Annotated in this window: 11 protein-coding genes; 7 read left to right on the top strand and 4 right to left on the bottom strand. The window is 44.1% G+C overall.

Going from position 1 to position 17,341, the window contains the following annotated elements:
- The first annotated feature begins 171 nt into the window (after positions 1–171).
- Both V7K69_RS30520 and V7K69_RS30515 read left to right on the top strand, forming a co-directional pair.
- Positions 172–5,814 (top strand): GAF domain-containing protein, encoded by a 5,643-nt coding sequence (locus V7K69_RS30520; RefSeq protein WP_335041594.1) that lies wholly within the window; start codon positions 172–174, stop codon positions 5,812–5,814.
- Entirely contained in the window at positions 5,811–6,944 is a 1,134-nt protein-coding gene (locus V7K69_RS30515) for a hybrid sensor histidine kinase/response regulator (protein WP_335041592.1), read from the top strand. Before V7K69_RS30520 ends, V7K69_RS30515 begins: the two co-directional genes overlap by 4 nt.
- A gap of 246 nt (positions 6,945–7,190) precedes the next feature.
- On the opposite strand, the gene V7K69_RS30510 is transcribed toward V7K69_RS30515, so the two are convergent.
- From V7K69_RS30510 to V7K69_RS30495, 4 genes are all read right to left on the bottom strand, one after another.
- Entirely contained in the window at positions 7,191–7,409 is a 219-nt protein-coding gene (locus tag V7K69_RS30510; protein ID WP_335041590.1) for a type II toxin-antitoxin system HicA family toxin, read from the bottom strand.
- Entirely contained in the window at positions 7,409–7,651 is a 243-nt protein-coding gene (locus V7K69_RS30505; RefSeq protein WP_322638475.1) for a type II toxin-antitoxin system HicB family antitoxin, read from the bottom strand. Before V7K69_RS30505 ends, V7K69_RS30510 begins: the two co-directional genes overlap by 1 nt.
- A 186-nt stretch (positions 7,652–7,837) precedes the next feature.
- Positions 7,838–8,791, bottom strand: a complete 954-nt coding sequence (locus V7K69_RS30500) for a heme o synthase (RefSeq protein ID WP_335041587.1) — start codon at positions 8,789–8,791, stop codon at positions 7,838–7,840.
- A gap of 234 nt (positions 8,792–9,025) precedes the next feature.
- A complete protein-coding gene (locus V7K69_RS30495; RefSeq protein ID WP_335041585.1) occupies positions 9,026–9,961 on the bottom strand; it encodes a COX15/CtaA family protein in 936 nt (311 codons plus the stop codon).
- Between the two features lie 537 nt (positions 9,962–10,498).
- Here V7K69_RS30495 and V7K69_RS30490 point away from each other — a divergent pair.
- The 5 genes from V7K69_RS30490 (at position 10,499) to V7K69_RS30470 (ending at position 17,168) form a co-directional block, all read left to right on the top strand.
- Positions 10,499–11,584 (top strand): cytochrome c oxidase subunit II, encoded by a 1,086-nt coding sequence (locus V7K69_RS30490; protein WP_335041583.1) that lies wholly within the window; start codon positions 10,499–10,501, stop codon positions 11,582–11,584.
- Between the two features lie 67 nt (positions 11,585–11,651).
- Positions 11,652–13,388, top strand: coding sequence for a cytochrome c oxidase subunit I (gene ctaD / locus V7K69_RS30485; RefSeq protein WP_335041845.1), 1,737 nt, complete (start codon positions 11,652–11,654; stop codon positions 13,386–13,388).
- A gap of 85 nt (positions 13,389–13,473) precedes the next feature.
- Entirely contained in the window at positions 13,474–14,100 is a 627-nt protein-coding gene (locus V7K69_RS30480) for a cytochrome c oxidase subunit 3 (RefSeq protein WP_335041581.1), read from the top strand.
- A 453-nt stretch (positions 14,101–14,553) separates the two neighbouring features.
- Positions 14,554–15,837, top strand: coding sequence for a serine/threonine-protein kinase (locus tag V7K69_RS30475; protein WP_335041579.1), 1,284 nt, complete (start codon positions 14,554–14,556; stop codon positions 15,835–15,837).
- Positions 15,838–16,091: 254 nt separating this feature from the next.
- Positions 16,092–17,168, top strand: a complete 1,077-nt coding sequence (locus V7K69_RS30470; protein WP_335041577.1) for a PstS family phosphate ABC transporter substrate-binding protein — start codon at positions 16,092–16,094, stop codon at positions 17,166–17,168.
- Positions 17,169–17,341 lie beyond the last annotated feature (173 nt).

Raw genomic sequence — 17,341 nt, 5'->3', positions numbered from 1 at the left:
AGAGAATTGGTATATAGGACATTTTATTTTTGAACAAGACTCAGTACTGATGTATGCCTTCTTCCCTATTCCCTTGCCCACGCAAATAAATTCAGGAATCAAACCGGATTCCTATAACTTGCCTGTTGCTAATGGGAACAATCAAGAATAAATCACTTTGCCAATACATCAATGTTTAACCGTCTCACCTCATCAGGACTGAATTCTGCGATCATCCGTCATCCCCTGGTAGTTAAACCAGATACGACGGTAATGGACGCGATCGCTCAAATGAGTGGCGTGCGGACTCTTTGTGAGAAAACTAAAACTGTGGATGGGCAACTGGATGAACTTTATCTAGAGGCACGATCGAGTTGTGTATTAGTAGTAGAAGAAGATAAGTTGCTAGGGATCTTCACGGAACGGGATGTAGTGCGTCTGTCTGCCCAGCAATGTGATTTCGAAAATTTGGCAATTCGGGAAGTGATGACTCATCCAGTCGTCACCCAGCACGAGTCTGATTTTACCGATTTATTTTTTGCTGTTAATTTGCTCCAACAGTACCGCATTCGCCACTTACCGATCCTGGACGATCAGCAACGAGTAGTAGGGCTGGTAACTAATGAAAGTCTGCGGCAGTCTTCTCGCCCTGTGGATCTTTTGCGGTTGCGACTGGTTTATGAAGTGATGACGAGTGAAGTGATTTGTGCTGCGCTAGATAGTTCAATGCTAGCGATCGCTCAACTGATGGCAAAACACCGTGTTAGTTCCATCATGATTGTACAACTAGGTGGTAGCGAAACTGAACCTCTGCAAATCCCTGTGGGAATTATCACCGAGCGCGATATTGTGCAATTTCAGGCATTGAGCTTGAACTTAAAAACTTGTCTAGCAGAGGCGGTAATGAGTACGCCGATTTTTGCCGTGAAACCTAAAGATTCGCTGTGGATGGTGCAGCAGATTATGGAACAACGCTTAATCCGCAGGCTGGCGGTGACGGGGAAACAGGGTGAACTATTGGGAATTGTGACTCAGACTAATTTGCTACAAGCACTCAACCCGTTAGAGCTATACAAGTTGGCAGAGGTGTTAGACAAAAAGTCAGTACGGTTAGAAACAGAGAAAATCGAACTCCTTGAAACCCGCACCGTTGAACTAGAACAACAAATTGAAGCCCGAATGATGCTCCTAATAGCGAAAGCTGAACGGGAGAGATTGGTGCTAGCGATCGCTTTACAAATCCGCTCATCCCTGAGTCTACAAACTATTCTGGATAGTACCGTCACAGAGGTGCGGCAATTGTTGGGCTGCGATCGTGTCAATATTTGGCGGTTTGAAGGGGATTGGCAAACCATCGCCGTTGCCGAGTCCACTGATTCTTCAATCTCACTGATGGGTCAGCGTGTTAGTGATAACTGTTTAAAACAAGGCTACACTGAAATTTACCGCCAGGGGCGGATTCGCATCGTGTCGGATATTTATAAAGCCAAAATCTCAGACTGTCACCGAGATATGCTGATTGCCCTCCAGACACGAGCCAAAATTTTAGTACCGCTCTTCTGCGGTGATCAACTATGGGGTTTGCTGAATGTCAGCGAAAGTCAGTACCCCCGTGATTGGGAACCGGAAGAAGTCGAATTGCTGCAAGCCTTATCAGTGCAATTGGCGGTTGCCCTTCAGCAAGCCACCACCCACCAAAAATTGCAGGAGCAACTGCACGAGCGTCAACGCATCGAATTGATTTTACAAAAATTGGTGACTGGAACTGCCGCAGTTACTGGAGAGGACTTTTTTCCAGCCTTAGTCCACCACATAGCCGAAGCATTGAATGTCCGCTATGCTCTCGTCAGCCAACTGGTGGGCGACAAACTTCATACCCTGGGGTTCTGGGCAAATGGAGCATTGCAGCCATCAATTTCCTACCATTTAGCTCACACTCCCTGCGAGTATACCCTGTTAAATGGGGAATTTTACTGCCAAAGCCAAGTTCAAGAACTCTTTCCTGATAATTTAAACTTGGTGACAATGGAGGCAGATAGCTATCTGGGTATTGCCTTAAAAGACAATCTTGGTAATGCAATTGGCAACCTTTGTATTCTAGATATGCAGCCTTTTGGGGAAGCTCAACGTACCGAAGCGATCGCCATCCTCCAGGTATTTGCAGCCAGGGCAGCCGCAGAATTACAGCGCCAAGCAGCAAACAATGCACTACATCGCTTAAACCAAGACTTAGAAAAGAGGGTAGAACAGCGAACTCAAGAACTACAGGCGAGAGAGGCGCAACTGCGGGATCTCTTTAACAACGCCACAGATTTGATTCAAAGTATTGCTATCGATGGTCGAATTTTATTTGTCAACAGGGCATGGAAAGAAACCTTGGGATATAATGATACCGACCTAGAGCAATTATCCATTTTCCAGGTTATTCATCCCGATGAAGTTGTGCATTGCCAGATAGCGATGCAAAACCTCTTTGCTGGTTCTCTCTTAGGCATGGAAACCAGATTTTTAACCAAAGATGGCAAAGAAATTATCGTCGAGGGCAATATCAATTGTCAGTTTAAAGATGGTATCCCGATCGCCATCCGGGGAATCTTTCGGGACATTACCCAGCGCAAACAATCCGAGAACGCCCTGCGCGAATCGCAACAATTTCTGCAAACTGTACTCGATACGTTTCCCCTATTTGTATTTTGGAAGAATCGAGAATCGGTCTATTTAGGCTGCAATCAAAACTTTGCTAACGCCGGCAGACTAGCTTCGTCTGCTGAAATTATCGGTAAGACAGACCATGACTTACCTTGGAAAGCCAGCCAAGCGGATCTCTACGCAGCCGACGATCGCCAGGTCATGGATTCTGGTACAAGCAAACTCGGCATTGTCGAAACTCAACATTTGGGCAATGGTGAGATGACTTGGTTAGAAACAAACAAGCTACCCTTACGCAACCTGAAAGGCGAAGTAATTGGTATTTTGGGGACTTATCAAGATATTAGTGATCGCAAACGAGCAGAACTCGCCCTGCAAAGTAGTGAAATCCGCTTCCGTCAGATGTTTGATTCCAGTGTAGTCGGTATGCTCTTTGCCGATTTTCAGGGGAAAATTCTCGATGCCAACGATCGCTTTTTACAGATGGTGGGCTACACCAGGGATGACCTAGATGCCGGGACAATTGATTGGCTGGGAATGACACCACCCGAACATATCCCCGCTGATTTTATAGCGATGGAGCATCTGATGCAACATGGTGCGATCAATCCTTGGGAAAAGGAATATTACCGCAAAGATGGTAGCAAGATTCCTGTCCTGATTGGAGCAGCAATTATTCCAGGCTCAGACAATCAAACTATTTGTATAGTAGTGGATATAAGCCAACAGCAAGCTGCACTTCGTGAACGCAAACAAGCCGAGGAAACCATTCGCCAACAGGTTGAACGAGAACAATTGCTGCGAGAAATCACCCAGCGAATTCGTCAATCCCTAGACCTCCAGACCATTTTTGACACCGCTTGCCAGGAAATCCGCCAAGTAATTCAGGCTGATCGGGTGGGCATTTTCAAGTTCTATCCTGAATCCAACTTTGATGACGGCGAATTTGTGGCTGAATCGGTTGTAGAAGGTTTTTCTTCAGTAATTGCTATTCGGATACATGACCACTGCTTTGGTGAAAATTATTCATCCTTCTATGCTTTGGGCAGATTTCATGTCGTCGATGATATTTATAACGGTGGGATGACTCCTTGCCACACTGATATCCTAGCTCAGTTTCAGGTGCGAGCCAATCTGATAATGCCATTGCTTTGTGGTGATAAGTTGTGGGGTTTACTGTGCATCCATCAATGTGCAACAACTCGCCACTGGCGACAGTTTGAGATTGACTTTACCCAACAGTTATCTAACCAGTTGGCGATCGCTATTCAACAAGCGAATCTCTACGAGCAAATCCAATCTGAACTATTGGTGCGGCAGAAAACCGAAGCGAGGATTGCCCTGCAACTGCGGCGACAGCAAACTTTAGGGACAATTATCCAAAAAATTCGGGAGTCGTTAGATATTAACGAGATTCTGGCAACGGTGACTCAGCAGGTTAAGGATATACTGCACAGCGATCGCGTCATCGTCTTTCGGCTTTTTGCTGACGGTAGAAGTCAAATTGTCCAAGAAGCCTTATCTGGTGAGTTCCCTGCCCTCAAAGACCGCCACTGGGACAATGAGGTGTGGTCTCAAGAAATTCTGGATTGCTACTGGCAGGGTAAACCCCGCATCGTTGCTGATGTAATGAATGATATCTGGGCAAACTGCCTAGTGGAATTCTCCCGCGAAGGTCAAATCCAGTCTAAAATTGTCGCACCGATCTTACAAGACCTGCGAGGCGGCGAAAATCATCGCTGGGTTGCCCCTTGCGTAACTAACAAGCTTTGGGGGGTTTTGGTTGTCCATGCTTGTCAAGAAAAACGAGTCTGGAAAGACTCGGAAGCGCAACTTTTGCAACAAATTGCCAACCAGTTAGCGATCGCTATTCAGCAAGCGAGTCTGTTTGAGCAATTACAGCAAGAACTCGCCGAACGACAACAGGCAGAAGCAAAACTCACTGACAGCAATCAACAACTGGCAATTTCTAACCAAGAACTCGCTCGTGCTACTCGCCTCAAAGACGAATTCTTGGCCAACATGAGCCACGAACTCCGCACTCCCCTAAACGCTATCTTAGGCATGACTGAAGGGCTACAAGAGGAAGTCTTTGGTGTTGTCAACGAGCAACAACGCAAAGCTTTGCGAACCATTGAGCGCAGCGGCTCTCATTTGCTGGAGTTGATCACCGACATCCTTGATGTGGCAAAAATTGAAGCCGGACACATCAAACTGGACTATGCCTTAACTCCAGTGGCTCATCTGTGCCAATCCAGTTTGGTGTTTATTAAACAACAGGCATTACAAAAACGGATTCAGCTTGAAATCAAACTTCAGGCAAATCTACCTGATCTGCTCGTGGATGAACGCCGCATTCGTCAAGTGTTAATTAACCTGCTCAACAATGCAGTCAAATTCACTCCAGAGGGGGGGCGCATTACCTTAGAAGTTACCCAACTTTTCCCAGACATCTCAACTACTGATTTAACAGAGCAACATTTCTTGCACTTTGCTGTCACCGATACGGGCATTGGCATCTCGTCAGAGAATATCAAGAATCTATTTCAGCCCTTCGTGCAAATTGATAGCGCCTTAAATCGTCAATATGCAGGTACAGGCTTGGGACTGGCATTAGTGAAGCGAATTGTCGAACTTCACGGCGGTAGGGTGGGGCTAACCAGTGAACTAGGTGTGGGCAGTTGCTTCACCATCGATCTCCCCTATACTCCCAGTTTTGGCGTTTCACCAGAAATGACAGCAGACGATCAACCAGCCGTTACTTCAGACCAAGACTCTCCAAGCACCGACGAATCAGCAAGCCTTACCCCCCTAATCTTGCTAGCAGAAGATAACGAAGCCAATATTAGTACAGTTTCTAGCTACCTCAAAGCCAAGGGCTATCGCATTATGTTGGCACAGAATGGCCAAGAAGCCATCGACGTTGCTAAAATTCATCACCCTGACTTAATTTTGATGGATATTCAAATGCCGGGAATGGACGGTTTAGAGGCGATGAGACAGATTCGCCTCGATTCTAACTTGATTGATATTCCGATTGTGGCGCTCACAGCGTTGGCGATGACGGGCGATCGCGATCGCTGTTTGAAAGCAGGAGCTAACGACTACCTGAGTAAACCCATAAAGCTTAAGCAACTGGCCACCACCATTCAACAGCTTTTGAATACAACTAAGGATCACAAATGAATCAGCCCTCTATTTTAGTCGTTGACGATCAACCCGATAATTTTGATGTCATTGAAACACTTTTAAGTGAGCAAAATTATCTGCTGCACTATGCTGCCAGTGGTGAAGAGGCGATCGCATCTCTCAACCTATTTCAGCCAGATGTAATTTTGCTAGATGTGATGATGCCAGGAACCGATGGCATAGAAGTCTGTCAGCAAATCAAAGCCATACCAAAATGGCAGCCTGTTCCGATCATCATGGTAACGGCTCTCACCGCTAAAGAAGACCTCGCTCGCTGTCTAAAATCAGGTGCCGAAGATTTCATTAGTAAACCCGTCAATGCTGTTGAACTGCGGGCACGCATTCATTCAATGCTGAGGATTAAACAACAGTACGACAAAATCCAAAATTTATCAGATATCCAAGCAAATAGTATTACAGTCTTGGAAAGCACACTGAAGGAACTGCGCCGCAATTTGGCTTCTGCTTTACCCCATGAACTCAATACACCATTAAATGGCATTGTCGGAATTATCAGCCTACTCATGGAAGATATTGACGGCATGGATATTGCCGAAATCCTTGAACTTTTAGACTTGGCAGATCAATCAGCCCGGAGACTAGAAAAATTAACCAAACAATTATTGATCTATTTAGAATTAGAGCTATCAACACACCAGCAGCAAATTGAACCTCAGTCCACTTATTTTTCAATGGCAGCGATCGCAGCAGATTTGAAATCTCATGCTGAAAGTGTTAATCGTAGCAAGGATCTAATATTTGCAATTGAAGAAGCTAAGGTTTTAATATCGGATCGATATTTAGCGATTATCCTCCATGAATTAGTTGATAATGCGCTCAAATTCTCTAAAACTGGGACAGCGATCAAAATCAGTAGTCAGGTGGTGGCAGGAATGCTAAATGTCTATATTCATGATGTGGGACGGGGCATGACAGCAGAACAGATATCTAAAATTGGTGCTTTTATGCAGTTTGAACGCAAATCCTATGAACAGCAGGGTATAGGTATGGGCTTAAAGCTTGTCAAAAAAATCGCCGAACTTTGTGGCGGGCAGTTCTCAATTTCAAGTATTTATAAACAGGAAACAACGGTACATATTACCTTACCCATTGTCAATTTTACATAAATAACGCGATGGGCGACTTAATATTTTCACCAATTATTCCTTGATGGTACAATCCCCTAAATTCATTTATGAATAAATAAATTTTAAACATCTAATTTATAACGCAATACGCTTGGGTTCAGGCTAGCACTCTTTGTCAAAGTCGTTTTTTTAACGTAGACGCGGAGCGGCTTGCCGCAGGCTACCACAGAGCCGCAGAGGACACAGAGAGAGAAGAAAAAAATTGCTTAACTGAACTGTATTGATTTATAGTGCTTCCCATTCATCTCTGCTTATATTAGCTTGACGTAATATTCTATTTAGTAAGCTTGGGCTGATGTCTCCCTGATGCGGATTGGGAATTGTCAGCTTTAATTCACCTTTTACCATGTATTGATGTTTATCACCTGGGTAAGGGCCATCAAAACCTGCATCTTTCAGATAACGAATCAGATCCCGCCGATTAATCGATCCAAAGGGTGGCATTAGGCAACCTCTTTGGTGAAATTCAGGTCAACGCCATCAAGTATCGGTAGAGTATGACCTAAACGCAATCCTAAAATAATCCATCCTTCAAGAGCATCTTGCAAATCCTCCCGGCAAGCCTCTAGTGTTGCAGCGTTTGCCCACACTCCCTGACATTCTGGAATTTCGCCATAGAAAGTTCCATCCTCAAGCAACTCATAGGTTGCTTTGTGCATTCCTGTATGAATGTAATTTGTCAACATTTAGATTTTTTACAAGTTCATTCAGCTTTTTAATCAATTTGGTTATGAGTGAAATTATACTCGTGTAGGCGTAGCCTATCGTAGACATCGCAAATCCGCCAAACTCTAATTATTATGTATAATTTTTAACTTCCAAAAATGCGATCGCGCCCCTTTACCAAACGCGATCGCTAAATTTTCCATCCCCTAAGCTATAAAATGCAACTGATTGATCGCTGCATTAATTAGATTATGGGTAACGGGAAGACTATCCACTACCATCCCCAGACACAACAGCATCATGTAAGAGATGGAATAAAGAAACAACTCTCTAGCGATAGTGCGATCCTCTGAGTTGTGCAACAAACGCCAAGATTTGTGGATAAATAATCCTCCCAGACTTACAGCGATCGCAGCATAAAGAATTCCACTTGCGCCCAAAGGATAAAACAACAACACGGTTGCAAATACTGTCACCAGCGTATAGTACCAAATCTGCTTTACAGTTGCCGTAGTACCTTCAATCACAGGTAACATTGGTATCCCAACTTTTGCGTAGTCATCTTTAATCATTAGAGCTAGCGCCCAGAAATGGGGTGGTGTCCACAAGAAGACGATGGCAAAAATCAGCCATGCTGACCAGCTTAATGTCCCTGTGACAGCAGCCCAACCCACTAAAGCCGGAATTGCCCCAGCCGCACCACCAACAACGATATTCTGAGGGGTGTGGCGTTTCAGCCAGTGGGTATAGACCAAAATATAAAAGACGATGCCAGAGAAGGCTAGCAGTGCGGCTAACAGATTGGCAAATACTGCCAAGAGTGTAAAGGAAATCGTCGCCAGTGCGATCGCAAAAATTAGAGCATCGCGCGGCTGCACCTTACCGGAAGGCATCGGACGATGGCGCGTCCGCTCCATATCATAATCAATATCGCGATCGTAGATACAGTTAATTGTTTGGGCGCTTGCAGCAGCCAAAGTGCCACCAGTGAGAGTTACTAGCAACAGCAATGGGTCTACTTCTCCCTTAGCAGCAATCCACATACTCCCAGCCGTGGTAATCAAAAGCAACGGAATAATCCGAGGTTTTGTTAGCTGGTAATAACTTTGAACTACCTGGAAAAATGTTTCGTGGTGGCGAGAGACATTAGTCTCAATCATTTTGGCTCTGGTTCCTTATTTTTCAACAACTTATATGCAGCCCCCGCTCAAGCTGGCTCTTTCAGGCAAACGAAAACACAGATTTTCTTCTGCACTTGCGTAGATCGCAATACTCGCCGTTGCGTCCTTCATCATTTAGTGGGGAGTGAGTGGGGAGCAGGGCAGGAGAGACAAGGGGACAAGGGGGACAAGGGGACAAGGAGAATAAATAACCCATGCCCAATGCCCCACTATCTACTCAGCACTCAGCACCCGTGACTCAGCACTCACTGAGTCACGTAGTGATAAAACTGTGAAAGCCACCAAAGTACCTAGCAAAGTAGCTCCTATAGCTTGGTGAGACACGGTGAGAGGTTCGACTTGGAGGTGTAATTTGAAAGTGGCGAATCCCAACAAGATTTGTAATGTTAACAACGCACCAGCCATATTTGCCAGTCGCCGCAAGGCTGGATGTAGTGCTGGTGTCCGCCAACAGATAAATACCATTGCCAAGGTTGTCACTGTTGGCGGCACCAAACCAGCAATATGGCTGTACATTACAGTACAAAGTTGAGAACCACCTAAGCATTGGTGTAGTGCCCAGCGAGAGCCTACCAAAGCACCTAGTAGACTTTGCAGGTAAACCAGAATAGCGGCAGTTAAACCTACCCAAGGCAACTTACCAACGGTTCCATTTCCCTGATAGGGGGTGAGTGCCGTGCCGATAATCAGGAGGGTGCAAAAAAATAACAGCGCCGTTCCTAAATGAGCAGTAACAATATCAAACCGCAACAGTTCGGTAACGGTGAGTCCTCCCAAGATGCCTTGGAAGACGATTAAAAATAGGGCGAATGTGGATGCCCAAGGCAGCCATTTAGGTAAGAAACGACGATGCCACCAGGACAAGCCAAAAAGTGCGATCGCGCTTAAACCAATTAAAGCTGCATCCAATCTGTGAAACCACTCTAGGAACACCTGGAGATTCATTTGCTTGGCTGGCACGAGTTCGCCATAGCATAAGGGCCAGTCTGGGCAAGCAAGTCCAGCATTCATCACGCGGGTGGCACTGCCTATTGCCATCAAAATTAAGGTGGCTATGCACATTTTCCACACCAAGCGCCGAATCATCTCCTTGGGCTTTTGCTGCTCAACTGCCGCTTCATTTTGTTGTTGTAGGACAAATTCGCTCATGAATGATACCTTCTGCCCGCTCTTGGTGGCTCTCTTAAAATTTTCAATTTTCTTTTAGTGTCCCATCTTCACCCTAGCGTATAGGCTAAGGGTTTATAGATTAGCACTCACTTATACTTTGAATCACTCTAGGAAAGTTTTGCCTGAAGCTTTAGGTATTTTTCAAGATGTGAAAAATTGATTAATCACAATTAATTTAAACATTCTAAATTTTTCCTTAAATTTTTCCACTAATTTTAGAAGAAGGCAGGAGTTAGGGGGCAGGAGGCAGGAGGAAATAATTATGAATGAAAATTCTAGGTTTGGGTATAAAACCCGATGGTTTAATCGCATACTTTTAAAGGCATCTGGGTTACTTCTACCTTCCTTCTACCTCTTGCCTCCTGCCTCCTGATAGTCACCTTGTACCCAACATTAGTAAAAAAAGTAAAAAAATTAATAAAAATTTCAGACCTTTGGACTCTATACCTTGCAGCCTAGACTACCTTAGTAAGTGGGCAGCTTTAAGATAACGTAGTAAATTCAATTAAGTAAGCCGTGAAGATTCCAAGTTCAATCTGGACATTACTCATTGGCATCGTGCTAACGCTAGCCAGCCTTTGGTACGGTCAAAATCACGGTCTGTTGCCAGCAGCAGCCACGGATGAAGCCGTATTGGTGGATGGTCTGTTCAACGCGATGATGATCGTTTCTACAGGTATATTCCTAATCGTTGAAGGTGTTTTGATTTACTCCGCATTTAAATACCGTCGGCGTGCAGGTGACAATGAAGACGGCCCGCCAGTTGAGGGCAATATACCTCTAGAAATACTCTGGACGGCGATCCCGGCAATTATCGTTATCGGTATTTCTGTTTACAGCTTTGATGTCTACAACGAAATCGGTGGCTTTGATCCCCATGCTATTCATGAAGCGCCGATGATGAATCAGGAGTCAATGGCAATGCCTGGAAGTGCGATGGCGGCAACTTTAAGTGATACCCCTCCCAGCACCGAACCCAACCTCAATCAAGAAAAATCTGATGAGGCAATGCAAGATCCAGCTACCGCAGAAGTTCGTAATGCTGACCAAGTTCCCCAACTGCGTAATGCCCCAGGTGTTGGTAGTGTTGCTCCGACAATTGGGGGAACTCCTGATAAAGCAGGCAAACCAGCACAATTACAGGTCAACGTCACAGGTCTACAATATGCCTGGATTTTCACTTATCCTGAAACTGGTATAACTACAGGTGAAATGCACGTCCCTATCGGGCGAGAAGTGGAAATTAATATGACAGCTAACGATGTCATCCACGCCTTTTGGGTGCCAGAGTTCCGCCTGAAACAAGATGCGATCCCCGGTAGACAAAGCGAGATTCGCTTCACCCCCAAAACAGCAGGAGATTATGTCCTAATCTGTGCCGAACTTTGTGGCCCCTACCACGGTGCAATGAGAGCGCCAGTAGTTGTTGAGTCAGAAGAAGCCTTTGGCAAATGGATGCAAGAACAGCTAGTTGCTAGCAAAGAAACACTAAATCAAGCTGTTGCTGTTAACCCAGCGAATTTATCCCCACATGAATTTCTCGCTCCTTACACCAAGGACATGGGAATTAAGCCAGAAATCCTCCATCAAGTTCACCATTAGTCAATATGTTATTTAGTCAAAATCCAGTGACTAATGACCAATGACTAATGACTAATGACTAATGACTATGACACAAGCTCAGTTGCAAGAAACTGCCAATATCCCCGCCCTCAATGAGGAACATGGGATCAGAAAATGGCAAGACTTCTTTGGCTTTCAAACCGACCATAAGGTGATTGGGATTCAATACCTAGTCACTTCATTTATTTTCTACTGCATTGGCGGCGTAATGGCTGACTTGGTTCGTACTGAACTACGAACCCCAGAGGTAGATTTTGTTACCCCCGAAGTCTACAACAGTCTGTTTACACTGCACGCCACGATCATGATTTTCTTGTGGATCGTGCCAACTGGGGCAGGGTTTGCTAACTATCTAATTCCCCTGATGATTGGGGCAAAAGATATGGCATTTCCTCGGCTGAATGCTGTTGCCTTTTGGATGATCCCCCCTGCGGGTATATTGCTGATCGCTAGTTTAGCGGTAGGCGATGCACCGGATGCGGGTTGGACTTCCTACCCTCCCCTGAGTTTGGTAACAGGACAAGTGGGGCAAGGCATTTGGATTATCAGTGTCCTACTGCTGGGTACGTCCTCAATTTTGGGGGCGATAAATTTCCTTGTCACATTGCTGAAGATGCGTATCCCCAGCATGGACATACACAAAATGCCCTTGTTCTGCTGGGCAATGTTTGCAACTTCGGCGCTAGTTTTGGTATCCACCCCAGTTCTTGCAGCCGGTCTAATTCTGCTTTCCTTTGACTTAATTGCCGGGACAACATTTTTTAACCCAACTGGCGGTGGCGACCCGGTTGTATACCAGCATATGTTCTGGTTTTACTCCCACCCAGCCGTTTACATCATGATTTTGCCCTTCTTTGGGGCAATTTCAGAAATTATCCCGGTGCATTCCCGCAAGCCGATTTTTGGCTATAAAGCGATCGCTTATTCATCCCTAGCAATCAGCTTTTTGGGGCTAATCGTTTGGGCGCACCATATGTTTACCAGTGGTATCCCCGGCTGGTTGCGGATGTTCTTTATGATCACGACCATGATCATCGCCGTACCCACAGGGATTAAAATATTTAGCTGGTTAGCAACCATGTGGGGTGGAAAAATCCAGCTTAACAGTGCGATGTTGTTCGCCATCGGCTTTGTTGGCACCTTTGTAATTGGCGGTATCAGTGGCGTGATGTTGGCATCAGTGCCCTTTGACATTCACGTTCACGATACCTATTTTGTGGTGGCCCACTTGCACTATGTGCTATTTGGTGGTAGTGTTTTAGGCATTTTCGCTGCCATCTACCATTGGTTCCCAAAAATGACGGGACGGATGATCAACGAATTTTGGGGTAAGGTTCACTTTGCCTTAACTATTGTCGGTCTAAACATGACCTTCTTACCCATGCACAAATTGGGTTTAATGGGCATGAATCGCCGTATCGCCCAATACGATCCCAAATTCACAACATTGAACGAAATTTGTACGTATGGTTCTTACATACTCGCAATTTCGACATTCCCCTTCATCATCAATGCCGTTTGGAGTTGGTTGTACGGTGAGAAAGCTGCTAATAATCCTTGGAGGGCACTTACCTTAGAATGGATGACAACTTCACCACCTGCGATCGAGAATTTTGATCAAACTCCAGTACTAGCTACAGGCCCCTACGACTACGGCTTGGAAAGGGCTAATGAAGATGTACCCTTATACGATCCCAATCCAATCTTGTCTGGCGGGCCAAACTCAGTATTAAGAGCAGAACCCGATCCAGCCGTTGCTGCCAATCCCGAAGACCGCAAATAAACTGCGACTGGGGACTGGGAACTGGTTAATTAATTCTCTTCCCATTCCCCATTCCCCATTCCCCATTCCCCACTTATCAAAATTCATGCAAAGTCAAATTATTGACCCAGCTAAAACCGAACTAAATCATCACCACGCGGCGGAAACCTCCGTCGGTCATCATGAAGAACATCCAGATCATCGGCTATTTGGATTATATGTCTTCCTGATTGCTGAAGGGATGATTTTTATGGGTCTGTTCGGAGCCTACTTAGCTTTCCGTGCTACCTTACCTGTGTGGCCGCCAGCAGGTACTCCAGAATTAGAACTATTGCTCCCTGGAGTCAACACCATCAATCTAATTTCTAGTAGTTTTGTCATGCACAATGCTGACACTGCTATTAAAAAGAACGATACCCGGGGTGCGCGAATGTGGTTAGCAATCACCGCTGTAATGGGTGCTATTTTCTTAGTGGGTCAAGTATATGAATATACCCATTTAGAATTTGGTTTAACTACCAATTTATTTGCTAGTTCATTTTACGTTTTGACTGGTTTCCACGGATTGCACGTTACTATAGGCGTTTTGGCTATTGTTGCCGTGTTGTGGCGATCGCGCGTTCCGGGTCACTACAGTAACGAAAAGCACTTTGGCATTGAAGCAGCCGAAATCTACTGGCACTTCGTTGACGTGATTTGGATTATTTTGTTCGGATTACTCTATCTTCTGTGAGTATTAATTATTTAGTTGTTTATTCCACGCGAACAACTTAATAGGCCCCCAATAGGGGGCTTTTTTAATTAATATTTTTATTTTTTACTTAGCAATGTTTATAGAAAATATACTAAAACAAATTTAAACTACTCCCACTATTACTCTTTTAAATACAACTGAGTTATTGCAGAATGTTGTCTTCTGTCTACAGTTATAAATAGTGGAGACTAGTGTTAAATTTACTTAAGTGATAAAATTATTGAATTATTCCAAAAATAAATTTTATATTTATATTAAGATATCTGTAAGAGGTATCAAATTAGCCAAATTAAGGAGCTAGCCATGAAAATGCTTCAAAGTATGGTTTACCTGAGAAGCTAAATTCCTCAAATAGTAACAAATCTAGCGGCAGGTATTCATACCTCACCCAAGCTCTGAATGGTCAGTAAATTAACAAGTAGTATACGCCACATGAGCCAGAACCCTCTAGTTAGAAAAAAACTTCGGAGTCGCTTTGAGACTGTCAAACTGCTCGAAAGCGGAGGTTCTGGTAAGACTTACTTGTTAGCAGGTGCTAGACGTAACAGGCAGCAATACTCTCTCACCAGAAAAACCCTTCGTAATCGCTTTGAAATTATCAAACACTTAGGAAGCGGAGGCTCTGGTGATACATACTTAGCCGTAGACCTAGATTTACCAGGACAACCCCATTGTGTGGTCAAACATTTTCAACCAAAAGATTCCAATCCTGCTGTTCTACCCATCGCTAAAAAGTTATTTGATCGAGAAGCAGAAGTTTTATACCAGCTAGGCAACGACCACGATCAAATTCCTAGACTGTTTGCCCATTTTGATGAAGATGGAGATTTCTATTTAGTTCAGGAATTTATTGATGGTCATGCGTTAACCCAAGAAATTGTATCAGGTCAGCGTCTGAGCGAGAATGCAGTCTTAAGTTTATTAAAAGACATCCTGGAAGTGTTGGCATTCGTTCACCAAAATAACATTATTCATCGGGATATTAAGCCCCAAAATTTGATGCGGCGGCACTCCGATCAGAAGATTGTGCTAATTGACTTTGGGAGTATTAAGAAAATTGGTGCTTTGGGAGCAGGTTTAACAATTGCTGTTGGGACTCCTGGTTATATGCCAAGCGAACAGGCTAAAGGAAAGCCAAAACTTTGCAGCGATATCTACGCAGTAGGGATGATAGGCATTCAAGCTTTGACAGGTTTAATTCCTGAGCAAATAAAAGAAGATCCCAATACTGGAGAAGTTCTCTGGCGCGATCAGGTACAGGTAAGTGATGCTCTGGCAAATATTTTAGATACAATGGTTCGCGATCGCTACAACCAGCGTTATCAGTCTGCCGCAGAAGCCTTGCAAGCACTTAATTCTGCTCTGCCGTTGCCACACTCATCAGAATCTGCTGGCATCAACCAAAATGCTGATGATACTTATTTGCTAAATTATAGAAACTTTCTTTTGTTTCTAGGAATAGGGCTTGGCGCTACCACTAGTTTTATAGTATTAATTTTAATCTATACATTTATTCATACAGGTGCATCGTCTCCAAACCAACCTACTCAATTAAATAATTTTATAGAAAAATTTGTTGAGCAACGCTTTACTAATGCCAATATCAATAGCCTAATAGCCAAATCAGCATCTAAAAAAGGAGTCTGTAAAAACAATTGCAGCATTGCAAATACTACTAAAAATCAAATTGAATCTCATGATAGCAATCAACTCTAATTTATGTTCGTGCAGCATAGTGTAGCCAGATTTATTTTTGTGGTGCGTGTAGCGCAAGCGCGAGAGGTCTAGCTTCGCAAAATTCAAATATGAGTCCAGACATTAGAAACAGTTAATAATCTAGCAGCAATCATAAAAATATCTATTATCTAGCTATTAGGTATTTAATTTAAATCTAAATATTCTAAAAATTATTCTAGGATAATCACTTAGAAATTCCTGTAAAATCAATATAATAAACAAAATTTAAAAATATGGACAATACAAATCAAAAAAAAGCTTTAATTAACAGCGAAATAGCCCTCTTTCTTAGAGGTTTGATTATTGGTAAAGTGTTGACACTGATGGTTATTGGCGGGCTGCTTTGGTGGTTACTAAAGCCGAATTTATTGTCCCGTAATAACGTTAACTCTTCTTCTAATCAAAATTTCAAGACCGTCTCTAACACCGCATCCAGTTTTCAGACAGTTGCAGATGTTCCCACTGCCTCATTTAACTACGGAGGAAGTACAGCTTGGGCATCTATTCGGCAATTGGTAGATTCTCAGATCCAGAGCGATCGCCCGGAACTACAATTACGTTATGTAGACCCTGTTAATGCTAGCCCTGGTTCTAGCTCAGGCATTCGGATGTTACTTGATGGGAAACTAGACTTTGCTCAGTCTTCTCGTCCCCTTACAGATGAAGAACAAGCTATGGCAAAAGCGCGAGGCTTTACCCTTGAGCAACGTCAGATAGGTATGGATGGAATAGCAGTGGTAGTCAACCCATCCCTGAAAGTGTCAGGTTTAACTGTTGAGCAATTGCAGCAGATTTATTTGGGGAAAATTACTAACTGGAATCAAGTAGGCGGGCCAAACCTACCCATCACACCTTTATCTCAACGACCAGAGGACGCAGATACAGTAATATTCCCTAGCAACAGCGACTTGAAAGGGCAAGCACTTGGCTCGAATGTACAATATGTCTACTCTACTACAGAGGCAGTGCGCCAACTCAGTAAAATCCCTGGTGGTGTATATTACGGTTCTGCCCGTTCAGTAGTGCCTCAATGTAGTGTGAAGGCTTTGCCATTGGGTCAGACTGCTGGTCAATTAATTCCCCCCTATCGGGAACCGATGGTGTCGCCTGAGCAATGTCCGCGTCAGCGCAACCAGCTAAATACTGAAGCTATCAAAAATGGCAGCTATCCCATAATTGCTAATTTATTTGTGATTATTAAGCAGAATAAAGGTCGAGAACAGCAGATTGGGGATACTTATGCCAATCTTTTATTAACTGACCAGGGACAAAGAGCAATTGAGCAAGCTGGTTTCGTCGGGGTTAACTAATACAGCGATGTCTACGACGGGCTACGCCTACGCACTTTCCACTACAGATTATTCAGATCCCCGACTTCTTCGAGGATACTGTTGGCGAATAGGGGGTCTTACCCCTCAAAAGCAATGCAGTTTGAGAATAACAGAGCAATAAGTTAACAAACCTAAAAAGGAGCGCTATAATA

It is taken from the genome of Nostoc sp. (assembly GCF_036917775.1).
GTDB lineage: Bacteria > Cyanobacteriota > Cyanobacteriia > Cyanobacteriales > Nostocaceae > Nostoc.
This window is presented reverse-complemented; position numbering and strand designations above follow the sequence as displayed.